The 23,980-nt window shown below is 44.4% G+C and carries 17 protein-coding genes and 1 pseudogene; 10 read left to right on the top strand and 8 right to left on the bottom strand.

The annotated features are described in order from the left end of the window. The first annotated feature begins 7 nt into the window (after nt 1-7). Together DVY93_RS07800 and DVY93_RS07795 are read left to right on the top strand one after the other, a co-directional pair. A complete protein-coding gene (locus DVY93_RS07800; protein ID WP_230710127.1) occupies nt 8-535 on the top strand; it encodes a BLUF domain-containing protein in 528 nt (175 codons plus the stop codon). Between the two features lie 39 nt (nt 536-574). Beyond that, nucleotides 575-1,003 (top strand): BLUF domain-containing protein, encoded by a 429-nt coding sequence (locus tag DVY93_RS07795; RefSeq protein WP_230710125.1) that lies wholly within the window; start codon nt 575-577, stop codon nt 1,001-1,003. Here the strand turns inward: DVY93_RS07795 and DVY93_RS07790 are convergent. Further along, nucleotides 997-1,929, bottom strand: a complete 933-nt coding sequence (locus DVY93_RS07790; protein ID WP_230710123.1) for a DMT family transporter — start codon at nt 1,927-1,929, stop codon at nt 997-999. The two genes, DVY93_RS07795 and DVY93_RS07790, sit on opposite strands and share 7 nt — an antisense overlap. Nucleotides 1,930-2,402: 473 nt before the next feature. On the opposite strand from DVY93_RS07790, the gene DVY93_RS07785 reads away from it, so the two are divergent. Then, the gene (locus DVY93_RS07785; protein ID WP_230710121.1) at nt 2,403-3,086 is read left to right on the top strand and encodes a DUF421 domain-containing protein; all 684 of its coding nucleotides are present in this window, start codon (nt 2,403-2,405) and stop codon (nt 3,084-3,086) included. Between the two features lie 37 nt (nt 3,087-3,123). On the opposite strand, the gene DVY93_RS07780 is transcribed toward DVY93_RS07785, so the two are convergent. From DVY93_RS07780 to pnuC, 3 genes are read right to left on the bottom strand one after another with little or no spacing between them, the layout of a single operon-like run. Further along, nucleotides 3,124-3,648: a TIGR00645 family protein gene (locus DVY93_RS07780; protein WP_193004800.1), complete on the bottom strand. Its 525-nt coding sequence runs from the start codon at nt 3,646-3,648 to the stop codon at nt 3,124-3,126. A 41-nt stretch (nt 3,649-3,689) separates the two neighbouring features. Then, on the bottom strand, nt 3,690-4,301 hold the full coding sequence (locus DVY93_RS07775) for an AAA family ATPase (protein ID WP_230710119.1): 612 nt from the start codon (nt 4,299-4,301) through the stop codon (nt 3,690-3,692). Beyond that, complete coding sequence (gene pnuC, locus DVY93_RS07770) at nt 4,252-5,013, bottom strand: nicotinamide riboside transporter PnuC (protein ID WP_230710117.1); 762 nt, start codon at nt 5,011-5,013, stop codon at nt 4,252-4,254. The genes DVY93_RS07775 and pnuC overlap by 50 nt, the downstream gene beginning before the upstream one ends. Nucleotides 5,014-5,321: 308 nt before the next feature. Here pnuC and DVY93_RS07765 point away from each other — a divergent pair, with 308 nt between their 5' ends. The 5 genes and pseudogenes from DVY93_RS07765 to DVY93_RS07740 all read left to right on the top strand — a co-directional run bounded on the left by DVY93_RS07765 (nt 5,322) and on the right by DVY93_RS07740 (nt 12,961). After that, nucleotides 5,322-6,467 (top strand): beta-ketoacyl-ACP synthase III, encoded by a 1,146-nt coding sequence (locus DVY93_RS07765; RefSeq protein WP_193004803.1) that lies wholly within the window; start codon nt 5,322-5,324, stop codon nt 6,465-6,467. A 255-nt stretch (nt 6,468-6,722) separates the two neighbouring features. Further along, on the top strand, nt 6,723-7,814 hold the full coding sequence (prfA, locus tag DVY93_RS07760) for a peptide chain release factor 1 (RefSeq protein WP_193004804.1): 1,092 nt from the start codon (nt 6,723-6,725) through the stop codon (nt 7,812-7,814). 134 nt (nt 7,815-7,948) lie between these two features. After that, nucleotides 7,949-9,487 carry a lysine--tRNA ligase gene (lysS, locus tag DVY93_RS07755; protein WP_230710116.1) on the top strand — a complete coding sequence of 513 codons (1,539 nt, stop codon included), beginning with the start codon at nt 7,949-7,951 and terminating at the stop codon, nt 9,485-9,487. Nucleotides 9,488-9,645: 158 nt separating this feature from the next. Next, nucleotides 9,646-11,827 (top strand): annotated as a pseudogene (gene dnaX / locus DVY93_RS07750) (DNA polymerase III subunit gamma/tau). A 234-nt stretch (nt 11,828-12,061) separates the two neighbouring features. Continuing rightward, nucleotides 12,062-12,961 (top strand): LysR family transcriptional regulator, encoded by a 900-nt coding sequence (locus DVY93_RS07740; RefSeq protein ID WP_193005038.1) that lies wholly within the window; start codon nt 12,062-12,064, stop codon nt 12,959-12,961. A gap of 116 nt (nt 12,962-13,077) precedes the next feature. On the opposite strand, the gene DVY93_RS07735 is transcribed toward DVY93_RS07740, so the two are convergent. Together DVY93_RS07735 and DVY93_RS07730 are read right to left on the bottom strand one after the other, a co-directional pair. Next, nucleotides 13,078-14,259, bottom strand: a complete 1,182-nt coding sequence (locus DVY93_RS07735; RefSeq protein ID WP_230710113.1) for an aspartate aminotransferase family protein — start codon at nt 14,257-14,259, stop codon at nt 13,078-13,080. Between the two features lie 40 nt (nt 14,260-14,299). Beyond that, a complete protein-coding gene (locus tag DVY93_RS07730; RefSeq protein WP_193005035.1) occupies nt 14,300-14,491 on the bottom strand; it encodes a DNA gyrase inhibitor YacG in 192 nt (63 codons plus the stop codon). 199 nt (nt 14,492-14,690) lie between these two features. On the opposite strand from DVY93_RS07730, the gene DVY93_RS07725 reads away from it, so the two are divergent. After that, on the top strand, nt 14,691-15,353 hold the full coding sequence (locus DVY93_RS07725) for an SAM-dependent methyltransferase (protein WP_193005033.1): 663 nt from the start codon (nt 14,691-14,693) through the stop codon (nt 15,351-15,353). Between the two features lie 145 nt (nt 15,354-15,498). Here DVY93_RS07725 and DVY93_RS07720 read toward each other — a convergent pair whose 3' ends face one another. Next, entirely contained in the window at nt 15,499-16,893 is a 1,395-nt protein-coding gene (locus DVY93_RS07720; protein ID WP_230710112.1) for an ABC1 kinase family protein, read from the bottom strand. A gap of 437 nt (nt 16,894-17,330) precedes the next feature. Continuing rightward, the gene (gene purD, locus DVY93_RS07715) at nt 17,331-18,659 is read right to left on the bottom strand and encodes a phosphoribosylamine--glycine ligase (protein ID WP_230710145.1); all 1,329 of its coding nucleotides are present in this window, start codon (nt 18,657-18,659) and stop codon (nt 17,331-17,333) included. Between the two features lie 462 nt (nt 18,660-19,121). Here purD and DVY93_RS07710 point away from each other — a divergent pair, with 462 nt between their 5' ends. Then, nucleotides 19,122-23,975 (top strand): NAD-glutamate dehydrogenase, encoded by a 4,854-nt coding sequence (locus DVY93_RS07710; protein WP_230710111.1) that lies wholly within the window; start codon nt 19,122-19,124, stop codon nt 23,973-23,975. Nucleotides 23,976-23,980: the final 5 nt, after the last annotated feature.

Genomic DNA, 23,980 nt, shown 5'->3' with positions numbered 1-23,980 from the left:
TCAAAGTGTGGCCAATCAATCGGAGTATCCTATGGAGCTGGCTGAGCTTTCAGAAAAACAAACCTCAAACAGGCAACAAGGCGAGCGTATCATCCTACGTTTGACCTATATTAGCCGTCATAACCCCGATAATAAGAATATCGAAGTGACGCGTATCCTTGCACAGGCGCAGCGCAATAATGAGCGTAACGGAATTACTGGCGCTTTAGTCATCAATGAGGACTACTTTATCCAGAGCATTGAAGGGGCAAGACCTGTCATTAACGAGCTGTTAAGAAAGCTGGTTAAAGACGATCGGCACTTTTCGTTGCAAGTTATTGAGTGTACTGAGATCGAGCAGCGGCGCTGGAGTAAGTGGTCAATGAAACATTTAACCCCAAGTGAGCATGATACAGAACACGTGCGCAAATTCTCAGCGGGTAAGGATTTTAACCCTTATCTAATGAGCACCGCACAAATCGTGAATTTCATTGAGACACTATCGGAAATTCAAGAACAGCGCACATCTGCGACAACAGATCTTAGTTTTCAATAACGCGGTTGGGTTCAATACAATTTATATGAGAGATGAGATATGACGAACACTACTTTGGAGCCCCATATTTTGGTCAGTATGACCTACGTTAGCCGGGCAAACCCAGATATGTCAGCGGAAGAGTTCAGTGCAATTTTGCAACAGGCACAAGCAAATAATACGGTTAACGCCATTACTGGCATGCTGATTTTTAATAACAACTATTTTTTGCAAACCATCGAAGGGTCGAGAGCACAGATCAATCATTTGTTGGATGCTTTGATTGCCGATCAGCGGCATTATGATCTACAGCTGATTGAAACACGTGAATTGAGATGTAGAGAGTGGTCTAGATGGGCGATGAATTATGCTTCTCCAACCAAAGAAAATGCCGCGCTTTATCTTAAATACTCGACGACTGTCAATTTTAATCCCTACTTACTGAGTGCCGAATCCGTACGGGGTTTGATGAGTGAGCTGAGTCAGTAACGAGGGTCGAATGCTTTTGGTGTGTCTTTATTCAAAATAAACACCAAAACGGCTCCTAAGATGATCGCACTTGCCACCACAAACGGTACAGTGAGTGGCTCAGACAAAAAAACCACCCCTAGTAAGGCGGCAAGCACAGGCACGCACAGTTGTACAATCGCGGCTTGTGTGTTTTTTAATAAAGGCATTGCCGTATACCAGATACTATAGCCCATACCAGATGCGATCGCCCCTGAGGCACACGCCAGTACGATACCTTTGGTGGTTATACTCTCTAAATGACTGTTAGTGACGCCTGTGTTATTTAAATATATCCCCACGATGAGCAGGATCGGAACGGCCACAAGGCTTCTGAAAAAGTTAAAACCGGTGGCTCGTAGCGGAGAGATACATGACTTGCCGCGTATGCTATATACTCCCCACGCCACACCGCTTACCGCCATGAGTGTCGCTGCTAATAGTGAAGGTGCTGCCACTGATGGCAGCATTAAGTAGATAAATCCTGCCACAGCTACAAAAAATGCCAGCCATTGCAATGTGCTTAATTGCTCTTTTTTATAGATACCCCAGCCGATCATGGTGAGCTGAACGGCCGAAAATAAAATTAGCGCGCCCGTACCAGTATCAAGCGCCACGTAGGCAAGCGAAAAGCACAATGCGTACACTACTAGGCTGAAGCTACTCAACCAACTGCCTTTATCGTTTAACAGAGCCTCACGGTCGGTATGACTGTACTTTACTGCTTGGGATCGCAAACGGTAGGCATGAAGCGTCATGATAACGCCCAAACAAACAGCGGCGCTCATTAGGCGAATAATAGTAAAGCCCCATGCATCTATATAGCCCTCTGCCAACGCCATCCTACAAAACAAAGAGTTTGCGGCAAAGGCGAGTAACGCAATAACGGTATAAAACGTGGCTTTCAAAAATAATTCCTACAATTGGTAAGCAGTTTTTCGAATAAAATGGTCAAGAACTGGCCTTGAACCGCTCATTGCTTTTTCAGATGCGCTGCTGCTATCAAAGCAGCTTGCTTATGAGCAAAGCTGATATAGCTCCTCCACTATAAAGTAAATACAGTGCTGCTAGGATAAAATTTCGCAGCCTCTGTTAGCAACTGTTAGCAACGGCACAGCACGCAAAAAAGACGATCCTAGAAGTACATTATAATAAGTGTGCTTCTTTTATTTAATGAGCGGTAGCTGTCCTGCTAAAAATTCAGTGACTGATTGTCTCACAACAACACCTGTATTGCCGGATTGACTGCAAAGATCTTCTCTTAAGTTGACCCAATCATAACTGGTTTTTGATAAGAAGGATGGGATGACTGAATGCTCAAAGCAACCCCTAGTACCAAACGCAATAGCACAGACAAAAATGATAAATAGGAAATAGAAGTATGGATTGGGCCAGTATTTTTATTTATGACACGACTTGGGTGTTTGCCGTTGAAATCTTAATACGCGTCACAGTGATGTTTGTGCTCATTATTTCGTTTTTACGATTTACCGGCAAGCGCGGTGTTCGTCAACTGTCTATCTTTGAGTTGACTATCATTTTGTCACTGGGTTCGATTGCAGGCGATCCCATGTTTACTGAGGATCTACCTATTATTCAGGCGGTACTGATTATGAGTACCGTTATCTTGCTTTATCGACTGTGTACTTGGGCAATGATGAAGTTTCAGCCTATTGAAAATTTTTTGGAAGGGAAGTCGCTTTATATTGTCGAGGATGGCATGCTGGTGCTTGAGAAGATCAAAAAGGGTAAGATGTCACATGATGAGTTTTTTGCTGAAATGCGCCAACAAGGGGTCGAGCACCTAGGTCAAGTACGGACTGGATTGTTAGAGACAGATGGGAATTTTAGTGTGCTGCTGTATCCACCTAAAAAAACGGTCTATGGTCTGCCACTGTTTCCCAAACAGTATCAAGCAGTAGAAAAAATAGAAATAGGCGTTTGTTACGCGTGCATGTATTGTGGCTATGTCGAGCACATCTCTGAGCCCAACCAGCTCTGTGTACGTTGTGAGAATCAGTGTAAGAATTGGGCTAAGGCATTAAACAGTCAGATTGTGAGATAGAAAATAGAGTAAATGCATCATAAAGTGGCGGGTCGCCTTAGTGCTTTTTGGTATCGCCAACCACTTTATCCATGACCGCAAACAGCAAGCCAGATATTACGAAAGTCATGTGAATAATCACTTTCCACATCAACTTATCAGCATCAACTTCGCCCATTTTACTCGTTATGTCCATAAACGACTTTAACAGATCAATAGCAGAAATAGCGACGATGGCACCGATGACTTTTAGCTTTAGGCCAGAAAAATCAACTTTCCCCATCCAGCTAGGGCGATCATCATGAGTGCCCGTATCAATTTTTGAGACAAAAATCTCGTAGCCACTGAATATAATAATAAGCAGCAAGCTGGCAACCAATGAGATATCGACCAGCACCAGTATATCCACAATAACACTGGCTTCAGAGGCTACGATGATATCAGCAAACATATACCACAGTTTTTGGACGAATTTGATAAACAGTAAAATAATCCCTAAAACCAGCCCCAAATAAAAAGGAGCTAATATCCAGCGACTATTGAATATCATTTTCTCTAGATAGCGTTCAAGGTTTTTTAGCATGGACATCTCTTAAAGTTATTAAAGGTAAAAGGGTTGGGCGTCTACTGAGCACGGGGTAACTGATTCATTTTAGAAAGCCGTTCAACAACTTTTTGTACCCTCTCACTTCTATCACCGCCAACACAGTAAAATGACTGTTGGTGATCGGTTAACTGACTGGCAAAAAAAGCACTGATCTCTTCACGCTGATGGGGACTGTCACGCAAGTCATCCGCGACCCACGGGGTATCAATGTCGGTCAATATTATCAAATCATAATGATGGGTTAACGCGGCAAGGGTTAACGCGTCGGGACAATCATCGTAGTACCAATTGGCATACACCATTAGCTCAAACAAACTGGTATCACAAAATAAGTAACGGTTTTCATCTGGCATTTGAGCCACTTGTTTGGCCAGTTCGTTCTCTAGCGCTATCTGACCTTGCGCGATAGGGAGAAGGTCATCCCATGTACAAGTGAGCTGCTTGTCATCCCACTTTGCTTGTAGGTAAAGACGCATGTACTCTGGTACCCACAGGCTACCGAAGTATGCGGCTAAGTCGCGACATAGCGTGGTCTTGCCAGTACTTTCTGCCCCTAATACCGCGACAGTAATAACGGAATTAGGCGTATGCTGTATGAGGTTGGGTGCGATAGCGGCGTTGCCATTCATAATAAGCCCAAATTGCGATGAGAGTAAAAATTACGTATTGTAGTGCCGTAAATGTCAGACCTTTATAAAAGTACAAAGGAACGGAGATCGCATCAGCGATGATCCACAGTAACCAGTGCTCAATTTTGCGCCTCGCCATGAGCCACATCGCCATCAAAAAAAGCGCTGTGGTTAGCATATCGGTATAGTCAACCCACGTAAACAGATGCAGGCCGAGTGCGGCGCCATCGAAATTAAAGCCGTTATTAATCACTGGACGAAAGTAATAAACGGAGGCGACAAAAGCGATAGTCGCAGTGGCTAGAGCGGCCAATGTCGGCATATCTTTTATGCTTAAACGTTCAACTTGAATCGTGTGGTGGCCATCAGTGCTTTTTAATGACTCATGTTGTTGCTGGCCCGTGGGGTTTATGTGATCCTGATACTTTTTGTACGCTTTATTCTTCTTATTCTGCGACCAATTCACCCAACCATAGAGACTCATGATGGTATAATAAGCGTTGATAAACATATCGCCAAACAACTGCCATTTCCATAGCAGGTAAACAAAGATAGCGGTGCTGATTAAGCCAACGGGGAAGACTAAAACATTGGTCTTGCTGGCGAGTAAGACACTTGCCACGCCAAATACCACGGCAACCAATTCAAGTACGATGAATACAGTGGGGTAATCCGCGTATTGACCAAACAACCAGTTAATAACTTCTGCCATTAGCATTTCCAAATGTGAGCATTGATTATGTTTTGTGGATCATAACGTTTAGTGAACGTTACGTGTTCGAACTCAGGCTGCTGTCAACCACCGCTAATTATAACGTAGATGCCCCAAAATGAGGCAGTCTTTACTTATTTTTCACAACAAACAGATTATTTGTAACAAAGTATTAGAAAAATAATTATATTCAGGCATAATAAAGGCACTGATTTTAAGTTTACAGTTATTCACTGAAGAAGAACGACTGTTATTTTTCACTTTTATGCTTATCCCAAGCCCTATAGTAGTAGACAAGGAAGCTTATCATGACGACTTGTATCACAGGCACTGGCCTGTATATCCCTCCCTTTAGCATCAGTAATGAAGAGTTGGTAGATTCATTCAACCAGTATGTTGAGAATTATAATGCAAAGCATGCTGATGAGATAGCAGCAGAGACGGTTACTGCCCTTGAGCCATCATCAGCGGCCTTTATCGAAAAAGTATCTGGTATCAAATCACGTTACGTGATGGAAAAAGATGGTATTTTAGATCCGGAGATTATGGCTCCAGTTATTCCTTACCGTAACTTGGGCGAAGAGCTGTCTATCATGGCAGAAATGGGCGCTGCAGCGTTAAAAGACGCATTGGCAGACGCTGGACTTGAGGCCAATGATTTAGATGGCATTATTCTTGCCTGCTCAAATTTTCAGCGCACGTATCCTGCAGTGGCGATTGAGATTCAAAATGAAATCGGTATGATTGGCGGTTTTGCTTATGACATGAATGTTGCTTGTAGTGCGGCGACTTTTGGACTTTCACAAGCACATGGCTCTATCGTCTCTGGTCTTGCCAAACGTGTCGCTGTGGTCAATGTTGAGATCACTTCAGCCCATCTTAACTGGCGCAATCGTGACAGCCACTTCATTTTTGGTGATGTCGCCACTGCTTCTATCGTCGAAGAGCTGGACACGCCAAAGGGTTATGAGATCCTCAACTCTAAGCTGTTCACACAGTTTTCGACCAACATCAAAAACGAATATGGCTTTATGGATCGCTCTGAGTTTTTGGCGGCACAGACCGAGATGTATCCTGATATCAAAGAACCAGTGACTGACAAGCTTTTTTTGCAGAATGGTCGTAAAGTATTCCGTGAAGTCTGTCCAAAAGTGTCAGAAGTCATCACCGAGCATTTGCAAGAAAACGACATACCAACGTCCGATGTTAAGATGATGTGGCTACATCAAGCCAACGCCAATATGTTAGATTTAATCCTGCGTACTGTTGTTGGTAAGGAAGCGGATAAAGCCATTGTCCCAAGCGTTATTGCTGAATTCGCCAATACCAGCTCAGCCAGTCCAATGATTGTCTTCCATCGCTATAAAGATGAGCTGGCGTCAGGTGATTTGGGGGTTATTTGCTCATTTGGTGCTGGTTACTCAATCGGTTCGGTGCTGGTTCGTAAGGTGTAGCGTTTAACCTTAAGTTTTTTGTCGTCATTAAAATAGCTAAGAGTATTCTTAGCTATTTTTTTATGGCCACGTTTTTATGGTTGTGTTTTCAGTGCGTTACTGTATAGAAACTAAATGATGAGAACACGGTGGCAGTATTTCAGAATCGATATAGCTTGCCAATATAATGGCAAGTTTACTCAGAGGTTTTAATTTAAGCTAAAAAATTTGCTATAATCACCGTCTTATTCCTCTCATCCAATTAAAAGTCCTTTTATGAAAGAATCCTTACGCCTGCGTTTAGACCAGATGGTAGACCGTTATGAAGAGGTCACCGCCTTATTATCAGATCCTAGTGTCATCAGTGATAATAATAAATTCCGTGAATTGTCTGTTGAGCATAGTGACTTGATGGATATCACTACTTTGTGGCAAAACTATGTGCGTGCAGAAACGGATCAGGCCGATGCAGAAGCGATGCTGTCTGATGCCACAGATCCTGACATGAAAGAGATGATGATCGATGAGATTGATAATGCCCGTGATACCATCATTGAGATGGAAGAGGCGCTCAATCTTATGATGTTGCCAAAAGACCCCAATGATAAAGTGCCAGCGTTTCTAGAGATTCGCGCAGGCACAGGCGGCGATGAGGCCGCCATTTTCTCTGGTGACTTGTTCCGCATGTACCAAAAGTACGCGCAGACGCAAGGTTGGACGGTAGAAGTGTTATCTGCCAGTGAAGGTGAGCATGGCGGTTATAAAGAGATTATCACCCGTGTGTCAGGTAACAGCGTCTATGGTCGTCTCAAGTTTGAATCTGGTGTACACCGTGTGCAGCGTGTACCAGAGACTGAAAGTCAAGGTCGCGTGCATACGTCAGCCTGTACGGTTGCTGTCATGCCTGAGGTTGAGATTGATGACACAGTGGATTTGAACCCAGCAGACATTCGTTTTGATACATTCCGCTCGAGCGGTGCGGGTGGTCAGCATGTCAATACCACGGATTCTGCGGTACGTTTGACCCACATTCCAACCGGTACCGTGGTAGAGTGTCAACAAGAACGTAGCCAGCATAAAAACCGTGCACAAGCCATGAAAATGCTGATTTCAAAGATCCAGCAAGTCAAAGTGCAAGCACAGGTGGATGCGGCAGATACCATCCGTCGTGACTTGGTAGGTAGTGGTGACCGTAGTGAGCGTATCCGTACCTACAATTTCCCACAAGGGCGCATGACTGATCACCGTATTAATCTCACGTTATATAAGCTTGATTCTATTATGGAAGGCGATTTGGATGAGATTCTTGATGCGTTGTTGCGTGAGCATCAGGCGGATTTGATGGCCAGTATTGGCGGTGGTGACTAGAATCTAGCCCTACAAAAATTTGTACTTTTCCAAAGGTCTCTACGTTTTTACCGCTGTTTTTCTAATAATAAGCACTGATTTAATTTTTCTATTTTCGTTTATCCCTTTAATTACCCAATAATATTGAGAGTGTTATGTCAAAGCACAACAATCAAAATCAGAACCAAGATCAAACCCCACTAGAAGACGCTAACGAGCTGATTGCGCAGCTACAAGCCAAGCTAGACGATATCAGTGCTTCAGGCAAACAGCCGTATCCCAATACGTTTAAACGCACTGATTATGCAAAAGATTTGCAAACGGCATTTGATGGTATCTCAAAACAAGAAATTGAAGAGAAAGTGGCTAACGGGGAAAAGACACAGGTCAATGTGGCAGGACGAGTCATGCTCAACCGTGGATCATTCATTGTGATTCAAGACATGACGGGCCGCATTCAGTTGTATGTTGCCCGTAAAGAGCTGGATGATGAAACACGGGCCAGTATTAAATCACTAGATTTGGGTGATATTGTTGGGGTGTCAGGTTATATCGGTCGCTCAGGAAAAGGGGACCTATATGTACATATTGAAGAGATCACTCTGCTAACCAAATCACTACGCCCAATGCCAAATAAGTTCCATGGCCTCGCCGATGTAGAAGCACGCTATCGCAATCGTCATCTGGATTTGATGACCAATGAGACGACTCGTGATACGTTTATGATTCGCAGTCAAGTCATCAGCGGTATCCGTAAATTTATGCTTAATGAGCGCTTCATGGAAGTCGAAACGCCAATGATGCATCCTATCCCAGGTGGCGCGGTGGCGCGTCCGTTTGTGACCCATCATAATGCCTTAGATATGCCGCTTTATTTGCGTATTGCGCCTGAGCTTTATCTCAAGCGTTTGGTTGTTGGTGGTTTTGAGAAAGTATTTGAGATTAACCGTAGCTTCCGTAATGAAGGAGTGTCAACGCGTCATAACCCTGAATTTACCATGATTGAGTTTTATCAAGCGTATGCTGACTATCATGACTTGATGGACTTGACTGAACGCTTATTTAATGAGTTGGCGATAGATATTCTGGGAACGACAGAGATTACCTATCAAGAAGAAGCCATTAGTCTAAAAGCGCCTTTTGCCCGTCTGTCTATGTCAGATGCCATTGCAAAATATGCCGAAAATTTCGATATGGCACGTATCAATGATCGTGACTATCTAGCAGAATACGCATCAACGACACTTAAGCAGCAAGTGAAAGATGTGTTTGGTGTGGGCAAATTACAAACCATTATTTTTGAAGAAACCGCTGAACATCAATTACGTCAGCCCACCTTCATTACTGAGTATCCAGCAGAAACCTCACCATTGGCACGCCGTAGTGATGACAACCCTGAAATCACCGATCGTTTTGAGTTGTTTATCGGCGGTCGCGAATTGGCCAATGGCTTTAGTGAGCTTAATGACCCAGCGGATCAAGCAGAACGCTTCCGTGGGCAGGTTGCTGAAAAAGATGCTGGTGACGATGAAGCCATGCACTTTGATGAAGAGTATATCGAAGCCTTGTCTTATGGTTTACCACCAACCGCAGGTGAGGGTATTGGTATCGATCGCTTGGTGATGTTGCTGACTGACTCGGCCAGTATTCGTGATGTGATCTTATTCCCACATATGCGCCGTAAAATTGATTAATGATGCATCGGCTTTAATCAAAATCGCTTAGTGAATATAAGACAATCGCTTGTCGAAACAGTAAGAAGCCAGACGAATGCGCTGGCTTTTTGCTATAATAAATATCGAAAAATAGTATTCAAAATAAGCACTCTAACTACTTGGCACAATGGATAGCTATGTCGCAGCAATATCAAGTTTTAGCTCGCAAATACCGCCCCAAGAACTTTCATGAGTTGATTGGGCAAACGCATGTCTCCCAAGCGTTGATCAATGCGATTGACTATAATCGTCTGCATCATGCCTACCTCTTTACTGGGACGCGCGGCGTAGGTAAGACGACGATTGCGCGCATTTTATCTAAGTGTTTGAACTGTGATACAGGCATTACTAGCACCCCTTGTGGTGTGTGTGACAACTGTGTGGCCATCGATCAGGGGCGCTTTATTGATCTTATTGAGATTGATGCCGCTTCCCGTACCAAAGTCGAAGACACTCGTGAGCTATTAGATAATGTTCCTTATGCGCCAAGCCAAGGTCGCTACAAGGTGTACCTCATCGATGAGGTACACATGCTCTCTACCCATAGCTTTAATGCGCTACTTAAAACGCTAGAAGAGCCGCCTGAGCATGTGAAGTTTTTGCTGGCGACGACTGATCCACAAAAACTGCCAATTACCATTATCTCTCGCTGCCTGCAGTTCGTGCTGCGTCCGCTACCGCAAACGTTACTTAGTGAGCATTTGGCCAATATCCTGACCCAAGAGCAAGTGACTTACACTCAGCCAGCACTTTGGCAGCTGGCAAGTGCGGCCAAAGGCTCAGTACGGGACGCTCTGTCATTAACAGATCAGGCGATCGCTTTTGGTCAAGGGGCGCTTGATGATGCCACCGTCAATGCGATGCTTGGTTTGATTGATGCGGCTGACTTGGTTAGCTTGGTCACAGACATCTATAATCATGACAAATCTGCCGTCGCCGGCCATGTTGAGCAGATGCGTGCGCAGATGGTTGATGCCACCAGTATGTTCGATGGCCTCGCTGAGCTACTACATCAGTTAGCATTGACTCAACTATTACCTGAAGTGGCTTTAAATGTGAATGAGGCGCAGGCACAAGATATCAATGCACTCGCTCAGCACATCAGTCCAGACGTGTTGCAACTCTATTATGAGATTGTCGTACAAGCGCGTGAAGGCGTTAAGCTTGCCAGTACGCCCATGCAAGCGCTTGAGATGTGTATCTTACGTCTATTGGCCTTTCGTCCGCTGCCTGTCGATGAAGTGTTAAATAGTACCTATGATAGTCCTAAGTCCTCTTCAAAAGCACCCGCTATAGAAAGCCGCTCTTCTCCTCAGTCGTCAAGCGACAAGGCGCCCGTCGCTTCAGTGCCACCACTACAGCCTGATGAGGTTGATTACCAAGGGCAAAGCAATGAAGTACTGAAACGTGACGACTACGATGATAATGAATTAAGCGTAGATCAGATTTATAGCCATGAGCCTGAACCAGTTGTTGAGCCTGAACCAGTTGTTGAGCCTGAACCAGTTGTTGAACCTGAACCAGTTGTTGAACCTGAACCAGTTGTTGAACCTGAACCAGTTGTTGAACCTGAACCAGTTGTTGAGCCTGAACCAGTTGTTGAGCCTGAACCAGTTGTTGAGCCTGAACCAGTTGTTGAGCCTGAACCAGTTGTTGAGCCTGAACCAGTTGTTGAGCCTGAACCAGTTGTTGAGCCCTGAACCAGTTGTTGAGCCTGAACCAGTTGTTGAGCCTGAACCAGTTGTTGAGCCTGAACCAGTTGTTGAGCCTGAACCAGTTGTTGAGCCTGAACCAGTTGTTGAGCCTGAACCAGTTGTTGAGCCTGAACCAGTTGTTGAGCCTGACGCAAATGATTCTCAGTTAGTCACTCATACTGACGATGATCCTCGTACTTTGCTGCGTTGTCCACCGCAAGAGTTGACAGGTGAGTGGACACCAGAGAAGTGGGATTACTGGCTACAAACGGCTCGTGAATCTGACGTGTTGGCTCAAGATGAATTGGCACTTGCGCGTCAAGGTATGGTGACAGGTCTGTGTAATGGCCAAGCAACCTTTGTGACGAGTGTGGATAGCCGGCATCTACAAACCACCTTTCAGCAGTTAGCTGCAAAGCTGCAACAACAATTTACCCAAGCAAAGATTGATTTACGCATTGATGGTAGTATCATGCAAGCTGATGATAAGACACCTGAACGCCGTCAACAAAAACGTTTATTACAAGCCAAAACGGTGGCAGAGTCTAAATTGCTAAATACACCAGTAATGCAGTATTTGACTGAGCGGGGCGAAGGCAAAATGGGTAAGGTGCAACTGTATTAAGCAGTCAAAAAATTTATTGTTAAATTTACTAGAAAGCTTATATAGTTCGCAATCAAAATTTTTATATAAAATATCAAGACGATGTTACGGTATCGTCTTGATATTTTTAGTTTTATGGATTATTAAATAAACTTACTTAAAGAAAAGTCGCGTATTTAGTAACTGTAAGACAATTTAAAGTCCGTTATAATGGTTAAGTTATATTAAAAATTGAAATGCAGCTTAGGTGAGAATATGTTGGATAATTTACGCGGTATGGCCGTGTTCGCCAGTGTGGTTGGACATGGTTCTTTCAGTGGCTCCGCTCGTGAGCTTGGCATTACAACCAGTGCAGTCAGTCAGCAAATCCGCTCATTAGAAAATGAGCTTGGCGTGGTGCTGTTGCATCGCTCAACTCGTAAGCTGAGCTTAACAGAAGCTGGTGAAAGTTTTTATGAGGCTGCAAAAGATGTGGTCAGTGCGGCCGAGCAGGGTCGAATTAAAGTCAATCAGCTACGTGATGAGCTGGCTGGTAGTTTACGTGTAGCGACCACTCCTGAGCTTGGCGTCAACCACATTTTACCCGCTCTATCTACGTGGATGGCTGCCCATGATGACCTCAGTATCACCTATCTGGCAGACAATCATTATATCGATATGATTGATGAGCGTATTGATATTGCGATTCGGATGAGCCCAACGATCAATGATTCTAGCTTAAGTAGTCATCCGTTGACAGATGTACGTCAAATGCTTGTCGCCTCACCCCAGTATCTACGCCAGCATACCAAACTGCAAACACCTAAAGACTTGGCCGATCATCAGCTGATTTGTATTGAAATCATGAAAGACGCCAACCAGATTGATCTGATTCAAACAGAAACTGGTAAAAAAACACGCACCAAAATGAACTCACGCATTTATACCAATAACGTTTTTATGGCAACCACATTGGCCAAAGAAGGTCACGGTTTGGTGAGAATGATGGAGATGGATATCAAAAAAGAGCTTGAAAACGGAGAACTGGTTGAGGTGTTGACGGGTTATCAGCTGCCAAGTTTTGTATTATATGCGGTTACTTTAAATCGCGAACAGCAGCCGGCTAAAATTACGCGCTGCTTAGAAGTATTGAAAAAGTACTTTCATGCTAATTAAGCGCTGATCACACTACACGCTCATCGCTTGTAATTAGCAATAAGTAAAAAGCCTATAGATCATGCAAATCTATAGGCTTTTTTAACATTAGGAGGTAAAAGATGTCAAAACTCGCTTTAAAAAGATGGCTTTAACAAATCAATTAAACGCTCAGCCACCTGTGTGCTCTCATCACGGCTCATATTAAGCGGCGGTAGTAAGCGCACAACGTGACCGCCAGTGACGTTAATGATCATTTTTTGTTCATCACGCGCACGATCAACCAGCTGACGACAGTCCACGTTTTCAGGTAATGAGATACCAATCATCATCCCAGCACCGCGGCTACTAACCCCGTATTGTCCTAATGCATCAACGATAGTCTCTCGAATGAATAATCCTTCGCGGACCGCATTATCCATAATGTCACTATTTGCTAATACTTCATAGACACTATGTACCACACGACTTGCCAGTGGCGTACCACCATAAGTAGATCCATGGCTGCCCGCTCCAAATAAGCCATTGGCGCGGCCTCGTACCATACAAGCACCAACTGGAAAGCCGTTACCCAACCCTTTAGCCGTTGTCAGTACGTCAGGCCGAGCGTTACTATGCTGATACGCGAAGTATTTACCCGTACGTCCATTACCTGTCTGCACCTCATCAAGCATAAACAGCCAATTGTGAGTCTCACATTCTGCTTGTAGCTCTTCAAGATACGTAAAACCATTGGCAGCGGTATTGAGACCGCCTTCCCCTTGAATAGGCTCCACAAAGACCGCGCAAATATCATCATGATCTTGCGCGGCTTGTTTAATCGCTGCGACATCGCCAAACGGTACGCGGATAAAGTCTGCATCCAACGTGTAAAATCCTTCACGTGCTTTTGGATTGGCAGTGGCTGACAAAGACAACAACGTACGACCGTGGAATGATTGCTCCATAACGATCACTTTGGGACGTTTAAAGCCTTGCTGATGCGCGTATAGACGGGCAAGCTTTAACGCCGCCTCGTTTGCTTCAGCCCCGCTGTTGGCAAAAAAAACGCTGTCCATTTGGGCGGCAGTACAAAGCGTTTCTCCAGCCCGCTCTTGCCAATCGATACCGAATAGATTACTCGTATGTACCAAGGTGGCTGCTTGCTGCTGAATGGCGTCGGTTACCTGTGGATGGCAATGCCCCAATCCGCACACCGCGATACCAGTCAACGCATCTAAATAAGGGGTATCATCTTTAGTGTACAACCAACTGCCTGAACCACGTGTAAAGCTGATTGGTTGACGGTTATAAGTAGGCATCAGGTAAGTAGCAGGCATATAAATATCCTTGGTGTGATAGATCAATTAAAAGTATGGGTTATAGTTCGTCAGAGAAGGGGGTGGTCTCAGCAGGTAACGTGTAGTCTTCATTTGCCCACGCGCCTAAGTCAATAAGTTTGCATTGACTACTACAGAATGGTTTATATTTATTGTCCTGCCATGCTGTCTGAGTGCCGCAACGTGGACAAGGATAGGTTTTGGGTGAGGTATTGGGGGTAGAGTCAGTCATAATAGGGGTGAGCGTATCCTTAAGGTTGCTTGAACAATTGGTGTGACCAGCGAATAGCGTTGGTATGGCTTGTCCCTCCTTGTCTAAATGACGATAGATAACAGGGTAGCCGCGATCGCTATATTACTATTGAGGTGGATTGACTATATAATAGCATGGGCTGAATAATGGCAAAAGACAAAAACTTTAAGGACAGTAGATGACAGACAATAGCGAGCTTACGCACCAGCAAAAGCGTGCATTTCAACCAGAGAAGCTCTCGGCACCGCGTGACTTTATCACGCCAAGCATCATCGGTAAAAATAAAGACAATGTGCCTTTGGTGGTAGAGATTGGTGCAGGGAAGGGCAAGCATGCTCTTGGCTTTGCAGTACAAAACCCTGATAAACATCTGATTGCTATTGAGCGTACGCGTAATAAGTTTGAGGCTTTCTCAAAATTGGCGACACGGCAAAATTCATCCAATCTAGATGCCATTCATGCTGATGCAATTGCCTGGATTGTTCATGCTATCGCGCCTAGCAGTGTGGCTAAAATTTTTATCCTTTATCCCAACCCTGAACAGCAAAACCCGAATCAACAGTGGTTAAATATGCCTTTTTTTGAGTTCTTATTGTCACGCTTACAAGTAGACGGTGAAGTGACACTAGTAACCAATATTGAAGCGTATTTGGACAATGCTGAGCAGCAAGCAACTAAGGTTTGGGGGTTACCAAATACGCGGCAGCGAGTGCCAGATGATAGCCAGCGGACGCATTTTGAAGTGAAGTATTTGGCGCGTGGAGAAGCATGCTGGGAGCTTAATATGCATAAGCCAGAAGGTTATAAAACGAGATTTGATGACTGGCAGACTGTATTGTAAGTTGAAAAATTGGCCTAAGTAATGTTTACAATAAACAATAAGACCATATAAGATTCCTATAAATATAAAATAGCCTAAGCAAAAAATTTAATAAAGAATAAGACCGCCCCTAAAAGGCGGTCAAAAAATCGCTCAGTGAACATCATTATAAATAAGGTTTTACCAACTTATTAGAATCAGTATATGCATCTAATACCGTCAAAAAAGTATATGCACCGATAAACTTACGGCTGATAAACATAAACTCTTTTGGCGGAAGATTGAACTCAAAAGACTGCATCGCTCGGGTAGCCGCAGAGGAAAGGCGTGAATGCAATTTACTATTTGCCCAAATATAACGATTGTTTTTATCCAAACAATCAGCAGGAATATTTAGATTTGTCGCGGGATCACTGAAGGGTTCAGTGGCTAACAAAAATAACGAAGCAATGTCAGAGCGGACTTTTTCACTCATACTATCAAAAAAGTCATAGCCTCTCATTGCAAGCTTCATGGCTTGATGGTCATGACGGTAGCCCGCCTTTAGCAAACCATGAGCGATGGTTAATAAATGATTATCAAACTCACGGATAGCACCAAAATCTAACAACACTAATTTATCAATACCATCATCACTGTCACTAACACGAACCAGATAGTTACCAAAATTTGGATCCGTTTGCATCTCACCCCAAACGAAAATTTCTTTCATCATGACTTCAATGGCAGCTTGCCCGATCGCATTACGGCGTTCATGAGGCAATAGTTGCAGCGCCTCAGAGACCACGGTAATACCTGGTTCATAAGACATACATAGTAAGCGTTTTTTTGAATAAGTACGATTAATCTTAGGAACCACATAACGAGGATCATGACTCAAACGGTCATAAAAGCGCTCTGTGGTCATCGCTTCTGCTTCGTAGTCGACTTCATGATGGAGTAGGTCACGTATCTCTTCAAACCAAGCATCAAGCGAACGGGTTTGTGGAACGATGTTGCTGACTTTTAACAGCTGTTTAAACAGCGCAAGATCCGAGTTAATAGCATCTGCGACACCTGGATATTGAATCTTTAGTACAACTTGTTCGCCAGTTGCAATGACTGTGGCACGATGGACTTGGGCAAGGGAGGCGGTTCCAATAGGGGTAGGGTCAACATCCAGCTCATTTAACTTTTCACCCAACAACTCGCGTAACGTTAACTCAATTGTCGGCCATGATAATGTCGCTGTGTCATCATTTAGCGTTTGCAGAGCACGTGTGATTTCAGGTGGCAAGATGTGTTCACCATAAATCGCCAGCATTTGGCCAATCTTTACGACTGAACCTTTCAACTTACCAAGCTCTGATGCAAGATAATTAGCCTGTGCTTCCATAAATGCCTGATTACGCGCGGTACGTGCCTCTTTATTTAAGAACATACCAGACACACTATTACCCGCCCAACGACGACCAATATTCAGGGAGGTTTTGGCAATCGACATTCGACGCTCAAATCCTGAGGTTTTTAAATTATCAATTGACTGCTTGTTGCTAGAAGGTTTAGACGTATCATTTGCCATAAATATAATCATTCATCCAGTTGCTATTGATTTGCGGGTTCGAAACCTACAATACAAGGGAGATGCGATGTACAAGTACAAAATTGTACCATATAAAGCCCATTTGGTTGATGAGCCTAAGCTGGCTGATAGCAGTTACTTTGTAAGCCATGGTATGCATTTGAGTATTGCTAGATATTAAATATACAATTGTTAAGTGATTACCATTAATAGGTGCTTTGACGCTCACACGAGTGAGGCAACTATGTATATATATCCGTAGGGGTTGTTAAAAAAGGCAGCAGTCAGAAGATTGGTGGTACATAAAATGACCTAAAAAGCGTCACCAAAAAATAAGACCTAGCATCAAGCTAGGTCAAACACCATAAGGTCAGAATTATTTAGAAATACAGTTGAGGCACACTAACCGCTTAATCAGCCGAATGAATCACAGTTTGTTAAGCATTTTCACGAGCAATGGCATGATGTCCGATATCACGACGATACTGCGCACCATCAAAACTGATTGCTCCTGTGACGGCTAGTGCGGCTTGTTGAGCATCAGAAATATTGTCTGCTAGGGCCGTCACGCATAACACCCGTCCACCATTAGTGACTACTTCCTGCTCACTATCTACGGCGCTACTATCAGAAAATGCGGTGCCAGCATGGAATACTTTAACAGCGTTGGCGTGACTGGTATCAAGTTCTGGCAAGCCAGCAATGACATCACCTTTTGATGAGGTTTCTGGATAACCCTTTGAGGCAACGACGATACCAAGAGCAGGGCGCGTATCCCATTTGGCACTACTAGGCAATTGACCTGCCAGCCCTTGGGCGACCAAATCTACCATCGACGACTGCAAACGCATCAAAATAGGTTGTGTCTCTGGATCACCAAAGCGGCAGTTGAATTCAATAACATAAGGATCACCTGCCTGATCAATCATCAAACCTGCATATAAAAATCCCGTATAAGGGTGACCTGACGCTTGCATCGCATCAACCACTGGCTGGATCACTTGTGTCATTACTTTGTTATGAACCTCTTGCGTCACGACTGGTGCAGGAGAGTAGGCACCCATACCGCCCGTGTTCGGTCCTGTATCCCCTTCAAAGGCACGTTTGTGATCTTGACTGGTCGCCATGGGTAAGATGTTTTCACCATCGATCATACAAATGAAGCTCGCTTCCTCACCCTGTAAGAACTGCTCGATAACCACACGGCTACCAGCATCACCAAATTTGTTATCTGCAAGCATATCATCAATTGCGTCATACGCTTGTTTGACAGTCTCTGCAACGATGACGCCTTTACCCGCCGCAAGCCCATCTGCCTTGATAACGATTGGGGCGCCTTGCTCATCGATATACGCTTTGGCCGCCGCCGCATCCGTAAAACCCTGGTAAGCCGCCGTTGGAATGTTGTTTTGTGCCATAAATTCTTTGGCAAAGGTCTTTGAGCCTTCTAACTGAGCACAATACGCCGTTGGCCCCCACGCTTTAATACCAGCGTCACGGCAAGCATCGACAATACCCGTGACTAAAGGCGCTTCTGGTCCCACGATGACCATATCAATAGCATTGTTTTGACAAAATTCGATAACCGCACTATGTTCATTGGCGTTATCTTGGCTAGACGCTAACACAATGTTTTGGCATTTAGGTTCAAGGGCAGTACCAGCATTACCCGGCGCAACGTAGACATTTTTTACGTGGTCATCTTTTGCACACTGCCATGCTAGTGCGTGTTCACGACCACCTGAACCAATCACCAAAATATTCATCATACGTCTTGCCCTTAGCGTTAAAGTTAATAGTAAGTAAGTCACACACTCTTAAATGCACCCGCGTATTCTAACAAAAAATTCATGACGATTGCCATGAGTATCCACCCGCCAGCAGTTAATAACCTGTCAAGCTAAATGCCTGTCTCATTAGTAAATGTTATCGGCATGTTGCTGATTCATGAAATGATGTTGTACGCTTTAGCTCGCGCCTTAGGTGCGTTAAACTTCACTAGATTAATGGTATTAAATCCTGATTGCTAAATATTCTTAAAATATAAGAGTAAAATAAGGAGAAAAACTTCAAAAAGCAAAAAAAAATAGAATAATTTACGTAAATGGATTGATTGCTTTCCCGCATCAATAATATGAAACACATTCATGCGGTATTAGCAGATAATACAGATTAATAAAATCGAATAAATACATGATAAACCAAACCTGTAAAAAAGGACGAAGGACATGCCAAACTCTCTCAGTATCGCAAAAGAGCGCATCAGCCAGATAAGCGATATTGCTACCAGTTATGTACAAAAAGACAAATCGTTGTTTGACCATTTTATTCATAGTTATTACCAGCCGCTACACCAAGAGACGGCAAAAACAATCAGTAATGCTGACTTAGCAGGTATGGCGCTCCATCATTTTACGCTCCTCAAAGCCTATGATGGCAGTAAGCCGCAGTTGTCTGTGCTAAATCCAAAAGCAGAAGAACAACATTTTCACAGCTCGCACACCGTGATTCAAATTGTGGCATATGACAGACCGTTTTTAGTTGATACGATTTTGATGAGCCTTGAAGCGGAAGGCATCGATGTGCATCGTACTTACAACATCATTGTCAGCGTTGAGCGTAATGATGATGGGAACATTACTCATATCGAAGGCGCACATGAAAGTGCCACCTCTCATTTTTCATTGATTCACTGTGAAATCGCTTACCAAGACAATGATGACTTGGAGGCGCTACAACAAATGCTGTTGGCCAAAATTGCGACACTCGATACCGTCGTTGGTGATTGGAAACAGATGCGTGCGCAGCTGACCGACATTAAAACGGAGCTATCAAAAAAACCGCTGCCCGAAGTATTTTACTCCCAGCAGGAGATCCAAGCGTTTTTAGATTGGATATTAGACGATCATTTTATATTCTTGGGTTACCGTGAATATAGATTAGAAGGCGGCCTGCCGGTTGAGGTGGATGTCAATGGCGAACCTGCGGATTTAGATTTATTTGCTATTGGCAATAGTGGCCTTGGGTTATTACGCGGGGCTGAAGAAGATAAATTGTCAGAGAGCTTTAGCCAACTGCCTAAAGTGTTAAAGCAGCTATTGACTGAGCCGCGCGTGTTGATGCTCTCTAAATCAAGCCGCGTATCGCCAGTACACCGTCCTGTATATATGGATTTTTTGGGTATTCATAAATTTGATGACAACGGCAAGCTGGTCGGTGAATATCGATTTATTGGTCTGCTGACGTCACAAGCGTATCAACTTACCGTGCAGCAAATACCGCTATTACGTGAAAAAGCCAACCAGATTATGATGATGGCCGAATTACCACGTGATGGTCATGCCCACCATAAACTGATGCACGTCATCAATACCTTGCCACGTGATGATCTATTTCAAGCCAGCGTTGAAGAGCTGTATCCTATCGTGTCTGGCATTAGTCAATTACAAGACAAAAAGAGCTTGCGTCTGTTCAGCCGTATCGATCACTATCAGCGTTTTGTCTCGTGCTTGGTTTATATTCCGCGCGACAAGTTCAATACTGAACTGCGTATCAAAGTACAGAATGTGCTAAAAGAAGCTTATGGCGGCACATCATCTGGCTTTACCACTGAATTTAATGAATCTGCTCATGCTCGTGTTCATGTTCACGTCCGTACGGTGCCAGGGCAAGTAAAAGACGTTAATACAGCCACGCTTGAAGCCAAGCTGTCTGCACTTATGCAATCGTGGAGCGATAGCTACCAAAAAGTGTTGCTCGACAACGTGGGTGAGCAGCAAGCCAACGCTTTGAACCGTCGCTTTTTAAATTATATTCCTGCGGCGTATCAAGAGCGTTTTGATGCCCGTACCGCCGTTGAAGACACCAAACGCTTGGCTGGACTGACAGCAGAGCAGCCGATGATTTGGCACTTGTACCAATCGACAGGAGACGCGAGCAATCAGCTACATCTAAAACTGTATGGTCGTGAACAACCTGTGATCTTGTCCAAAGTACTGCCAATTCTCGAAAACTTCGGCGTATCGGTCATCTCAGCCCAAACTTACGAGTTTGACCTACCAGAACAGCCTATTTGGATGCAAGAGTATGAGCTGACGTTAGAGCATGTCGATACCGTCAACATGCAAGTGGTGCGGGGTCAGTTTGAAGACAGTCTCAAGCAGATTTGGGCAGGACAGGTCGAAAGCGACTCCTTTAATGAGCTGGTATTGACGACTAATCTAGATACGTATGATGTGGTGGTGCTACGGGCATTATCACGCTATATGATGCAAGCAAAAGCACCGTTCTCTAGTACTTACATTCAACAAACTGTCGTAAAAAATAGCGATATTAGTGTGGCCCTAGGCCGTTTGTTTGATGCGCGTATGAACCCTAAACACAGTGAAGACGAACGCACAGAGAAAACGGCGCAAATCTACGAGCAGATTACCGCGGCACTTGCAGACGTCGATAGTTTAGATGAAGACCGTATTTTGCGCTGGTATTTAGACTTAATCAACGCCATGGTACGCACAAACTTCTATCAAACTGATAGCAATGGTCGACGTAAAGATCGTTTGTCGTTTAAATTCTTGGCAGCAGACATTCCAAACCTACCACTGCCCAAACCCATGTTTGAGATATTTGTTTATTCACCGCGTGTTGAAGCCGTCCATTTACGGGGTGGTAAAGTCGCGCGTGGTGGCCTGCGCTGGTCAGATCGTATGGAAGACTTCCGTACCGAAGTGCTGGGTTTGGTCAAAGCACAGATGGTCAAAAATGCAGTCATTGTCCCTGTGGGTTCAAAAGGCGGCTTTATTGTCAAAAATAAAACCATGGCAGATGGCCGCGAAGCATTCCAAGCCGAGGGTATCGCCTGCTATCAGACGTTCTTACGCGGTATGCTTGATATTACCGATAATATTGTCGACGGCAATATTGTCCCGCCAGCCAATACGGTACGCCATGATGAAGACGATCCGTACTTAGTGGTTGCTGCTGATAAAGGGACAGCCACTTTCTCTGATATCGCCAACGCCTTGGCGGCAGAGTACAATTTTTGGCTAGATGATGCCTTTGCTTCAGGTGGTTCGGTAGGCTACGACCATAAAGCAATGGGTATCACCGCACGTGGTGGTTGGGAGTCTGTTAAGCGTCATTTCCGTATGCGCGGTATGGACATTCAAAACCGTGATGACTTTACCGTGGTTGGTATTGGGGATATGAGCGGTGATGTGTTCGGTAATGGCATGTTGCTCTCAAACCACATCAAGCTGGTTGCAGCCTTTAACCATCTACATATCTTTATCGATCCCAATCCAGACACGGCATCCTCATATGCCGAGCGCGCCCGCTTGTTCGAGCTGCCACGCTCGTCATGGGCAGATTATGAAGCGTCCTTGATCAGTCAAGGCGGTGGTATATTTTCTCGTCAAGACAAAACCATCCCGATCAGTGCGGAAATGAAAGCACTGTTTGATATTAATGAGGACAGCCTTGCACCCAACGATTTGATCAGTGCCTTACTGCGGGCACCTGTTGATCTGATCTGGAATGGCGGTATTGGCACCTATGTCAAAAGCGTTAACGAAACTCATGCCGATGTCGGTGACCGTGCGAATGATGCGCTACGTGTCGATGGCAATGAGCTACGTGCAGCTGTCGTTGGTGAAGGCGGCAACTTAGGTTTTACCCAGCAAGGACGTATCGAATACGCCCAAAAAGGTGGCCGTATTTACACCGATGCTATCGATAATTCAGGCGGCGTTAACTGCTCAGATCACGAAGTCAACATCAAAATCTTGCTTGGTAAAGTCGTCGAACAAGGTGATATGACTTTAAAACAGCGTAATGAGCTGTTAGAAAGCATGACTGACACTGTGGCCGAGCTCGTGTTACGCCAGAACTACTTACAACCACAAGCGATTGAGCTGAGCCAGCTTCTTGCCTCCGCAAATTTGAGCGAACATCAACGTTTCATTCAGATGTTAGAAAGTGAAGGCCGTCTTGACCGTGCAATCGAGTATCTACCATCAGACGAAGAAATTGTCAAACGTCAAAAAGTGGATACTGGTCTGACCAATCCTGAGTTAGCCGTCGTCATGGCTTATGGTAAGATGTGGGTTTATGACAACTTGCTGTTGTCTGACCTGCCAGATGATCCGTACTTCATCAACGAGCTGCGTAAGTACTTCCCTGATGAGCTGGCCTCACGCTTCTTTGATGAGATGACTGAGCACCGTTTGCATCGTGAAATCATCAGTACCTATTTAACCAACAGTGTGGTCAACCGCTTAGGTATTGAAGCGTTGTTCCGCCTTTTTGAGGAAACAGATCAATCATTGGCAACCATTATTCGGGGTTATGCAATCAGCCGTGATGTCTTTAATGTCTCAAAAGCTTGGAAGACCCTAGAAGCGCTGGACAACCAAGTCGATGCTAAGTTACTGTTAACGCTTGAGCTACGTCTGCGTGATGCGCTTGAGCGTGGTATCGTTTGGTTTATCAATGCCTTTGGTCAAGATTTGCAAGTCACTGATATGATTGGCCGCTTTAGTAATAGTGTAGAAAAACTCACCAAAGCAGGCGGTTTTATTGAGCAGCAATTTGCTCAGTATCTACAAGAAGACACCACAAGCCTGATGGACAAAGCGCTGTCTAACACGGATGCGGCGTTGTTTGCTATGCTGCCATATCATGTTGATGCACTTGATGCGGCCATTTTGGCCGAGCAATATGAGCGTCCTGTCGATGAGATTGCAACGTTATATTTTGAAGCGTATCAAGTATTGCAACTAGACTGGATGATGGAAAATATTGCAAGCTTACCGCAGCAAGACTATTGGGATCGCCGTGCACGCCATGCACTCGTGAATGAGTTATCACGTAGCTTGCGTCTACTGATGGATGCAGTTCTGTCAAAACCAGATGCGAAGCAAGCGTTTAGTGAATGGCGTTCACGCCATTTAGATCAGTTGGCATCGGTAGAGAGCGAGATGCACAAACTTGATGACCTTCATAGTAATGATGAAAACAGTCAAGTTAGCCTCTCAACGCTGTCCGTACTCATGAGTGAGCTCAGTGGTCTAGTGACTAAGTAAAAGTG

Origin of the sequence: Psychrobacter sp. CCUG 69069, assembly GCF_021023115.1 — a bacterium.
GTDB lineage: Bacteria > Pseudomonadota > Gammaproteobacteria > Pseudomonadales > Moraxellaceae > Psychrobacter > Psychrobacter namhaensis.
The sequence above is the reverse complement of the archived record's forward strand: the minus strand, read 5'-3'. Positions and strand labels throughout refer to the sequence as shown.

Bases quoted from the DNA above. Each gene is read 5' to 3' on its own strand.
- DVY93_RS07795 (WP_230710125.1), top strand. From the start codon at position 575: ATGACGAACACTACTTTGGAGCCCCATATTTTGGTCAGTATGACCTAC.
- DVY93_RS07785 (WP_230710121.1), top strand. From the start codon at position 2,403: ATGGATTGGGCCAGTATTTTTATTTATGACACGACTTGGGTGTTTGCC.
- DVY93_RS07780 (WP_193004800.1), bottom strand. From the start codon at position 3,648: ATGCTAAAAAACCTTGAACGCTATCTAGAGAAAATGATATTCAATAGT.
- DVY93_RS07775 (WP_230710119.1), bottom strand. From the start codon at position 4,301: ATGAATGGCAACGCCGCTATCGCACCCAACCTCATACAGCATACGCCT.
- pnuC (WP_230710117.1), bottom strand. From the start codon at position 5,013: ATGGCAGAAGTTATTAACTGGTTGTTTGGTCAATACGCGGATTACCCC.
- DVY93_RS07765 (WP_193004803.1), top strand. From the start codon at position 5,322: ATGACGACTTGTATCACAGGCACTGGCCTGTATATCCCTCCCTTTAGC.
- prfA (WP_193004804.1), top strand. From the start codon at position 6,723: ATGAAAGAATCCTTACGCCTGCGTTTAGACCAGATGGTAGACCGTTAT.
- lysS (WP_230710116.1), top strand. From the start codon at position 7,949: ATGTCAAAGCACAACAATCAAAATCAGAACCAAGATCAAACCCCACTA.
- DVY93_RS07740 (WP_193005038.1), top strand. From the start codon at position 12,062: ATGTTGGATAATTTACGCGGTATGGCCGTGTTCGCCAGTGTGGTTGGA.
- DVY93_RS07735 (WP_230710113.1), bottom strand. From the start codon at position 14,259: ATGCCTGCTACTTACCTGATGCCTACTTATAACCGTCAACCAATCAGC.
- DVY93_RS07730 (WP_193005035.1), bottom strand. From the start codon at position 14,491: ATGACTGACTCTACCCCCAATACCTCACCCAAAACCTATCCTTGTCCA.
- DVY93_RS07725 (WP_193005033.1), top strand. From the start codon at position 14,691: ATGACAGACAATAGCGAGCTTACGCACCAGCAAAAGCGTGCATTTCAA.
- DVY93_RS07720 (WP_230710112.1), bottom strand. From the start codon at position 16,893: ATGGCAAATGATACGTCTAAACCTTCTAGCAACAAGCAGTCAATTGAT.
- purD (WP_230710145.1), bottom strand. From the start codon at position 18,659: ATGAATATTTTGGTGATTGGTTCAGGTGGTCGTGAACACGCACTAGCA.
- DVY93_RS07710 (WP_230710111.1), top strand. From the start codon at position 19,122: ATGCCAAACTCTCTCAGTATCGCAAAAGAGCGCATCAGCCAGATAAGC.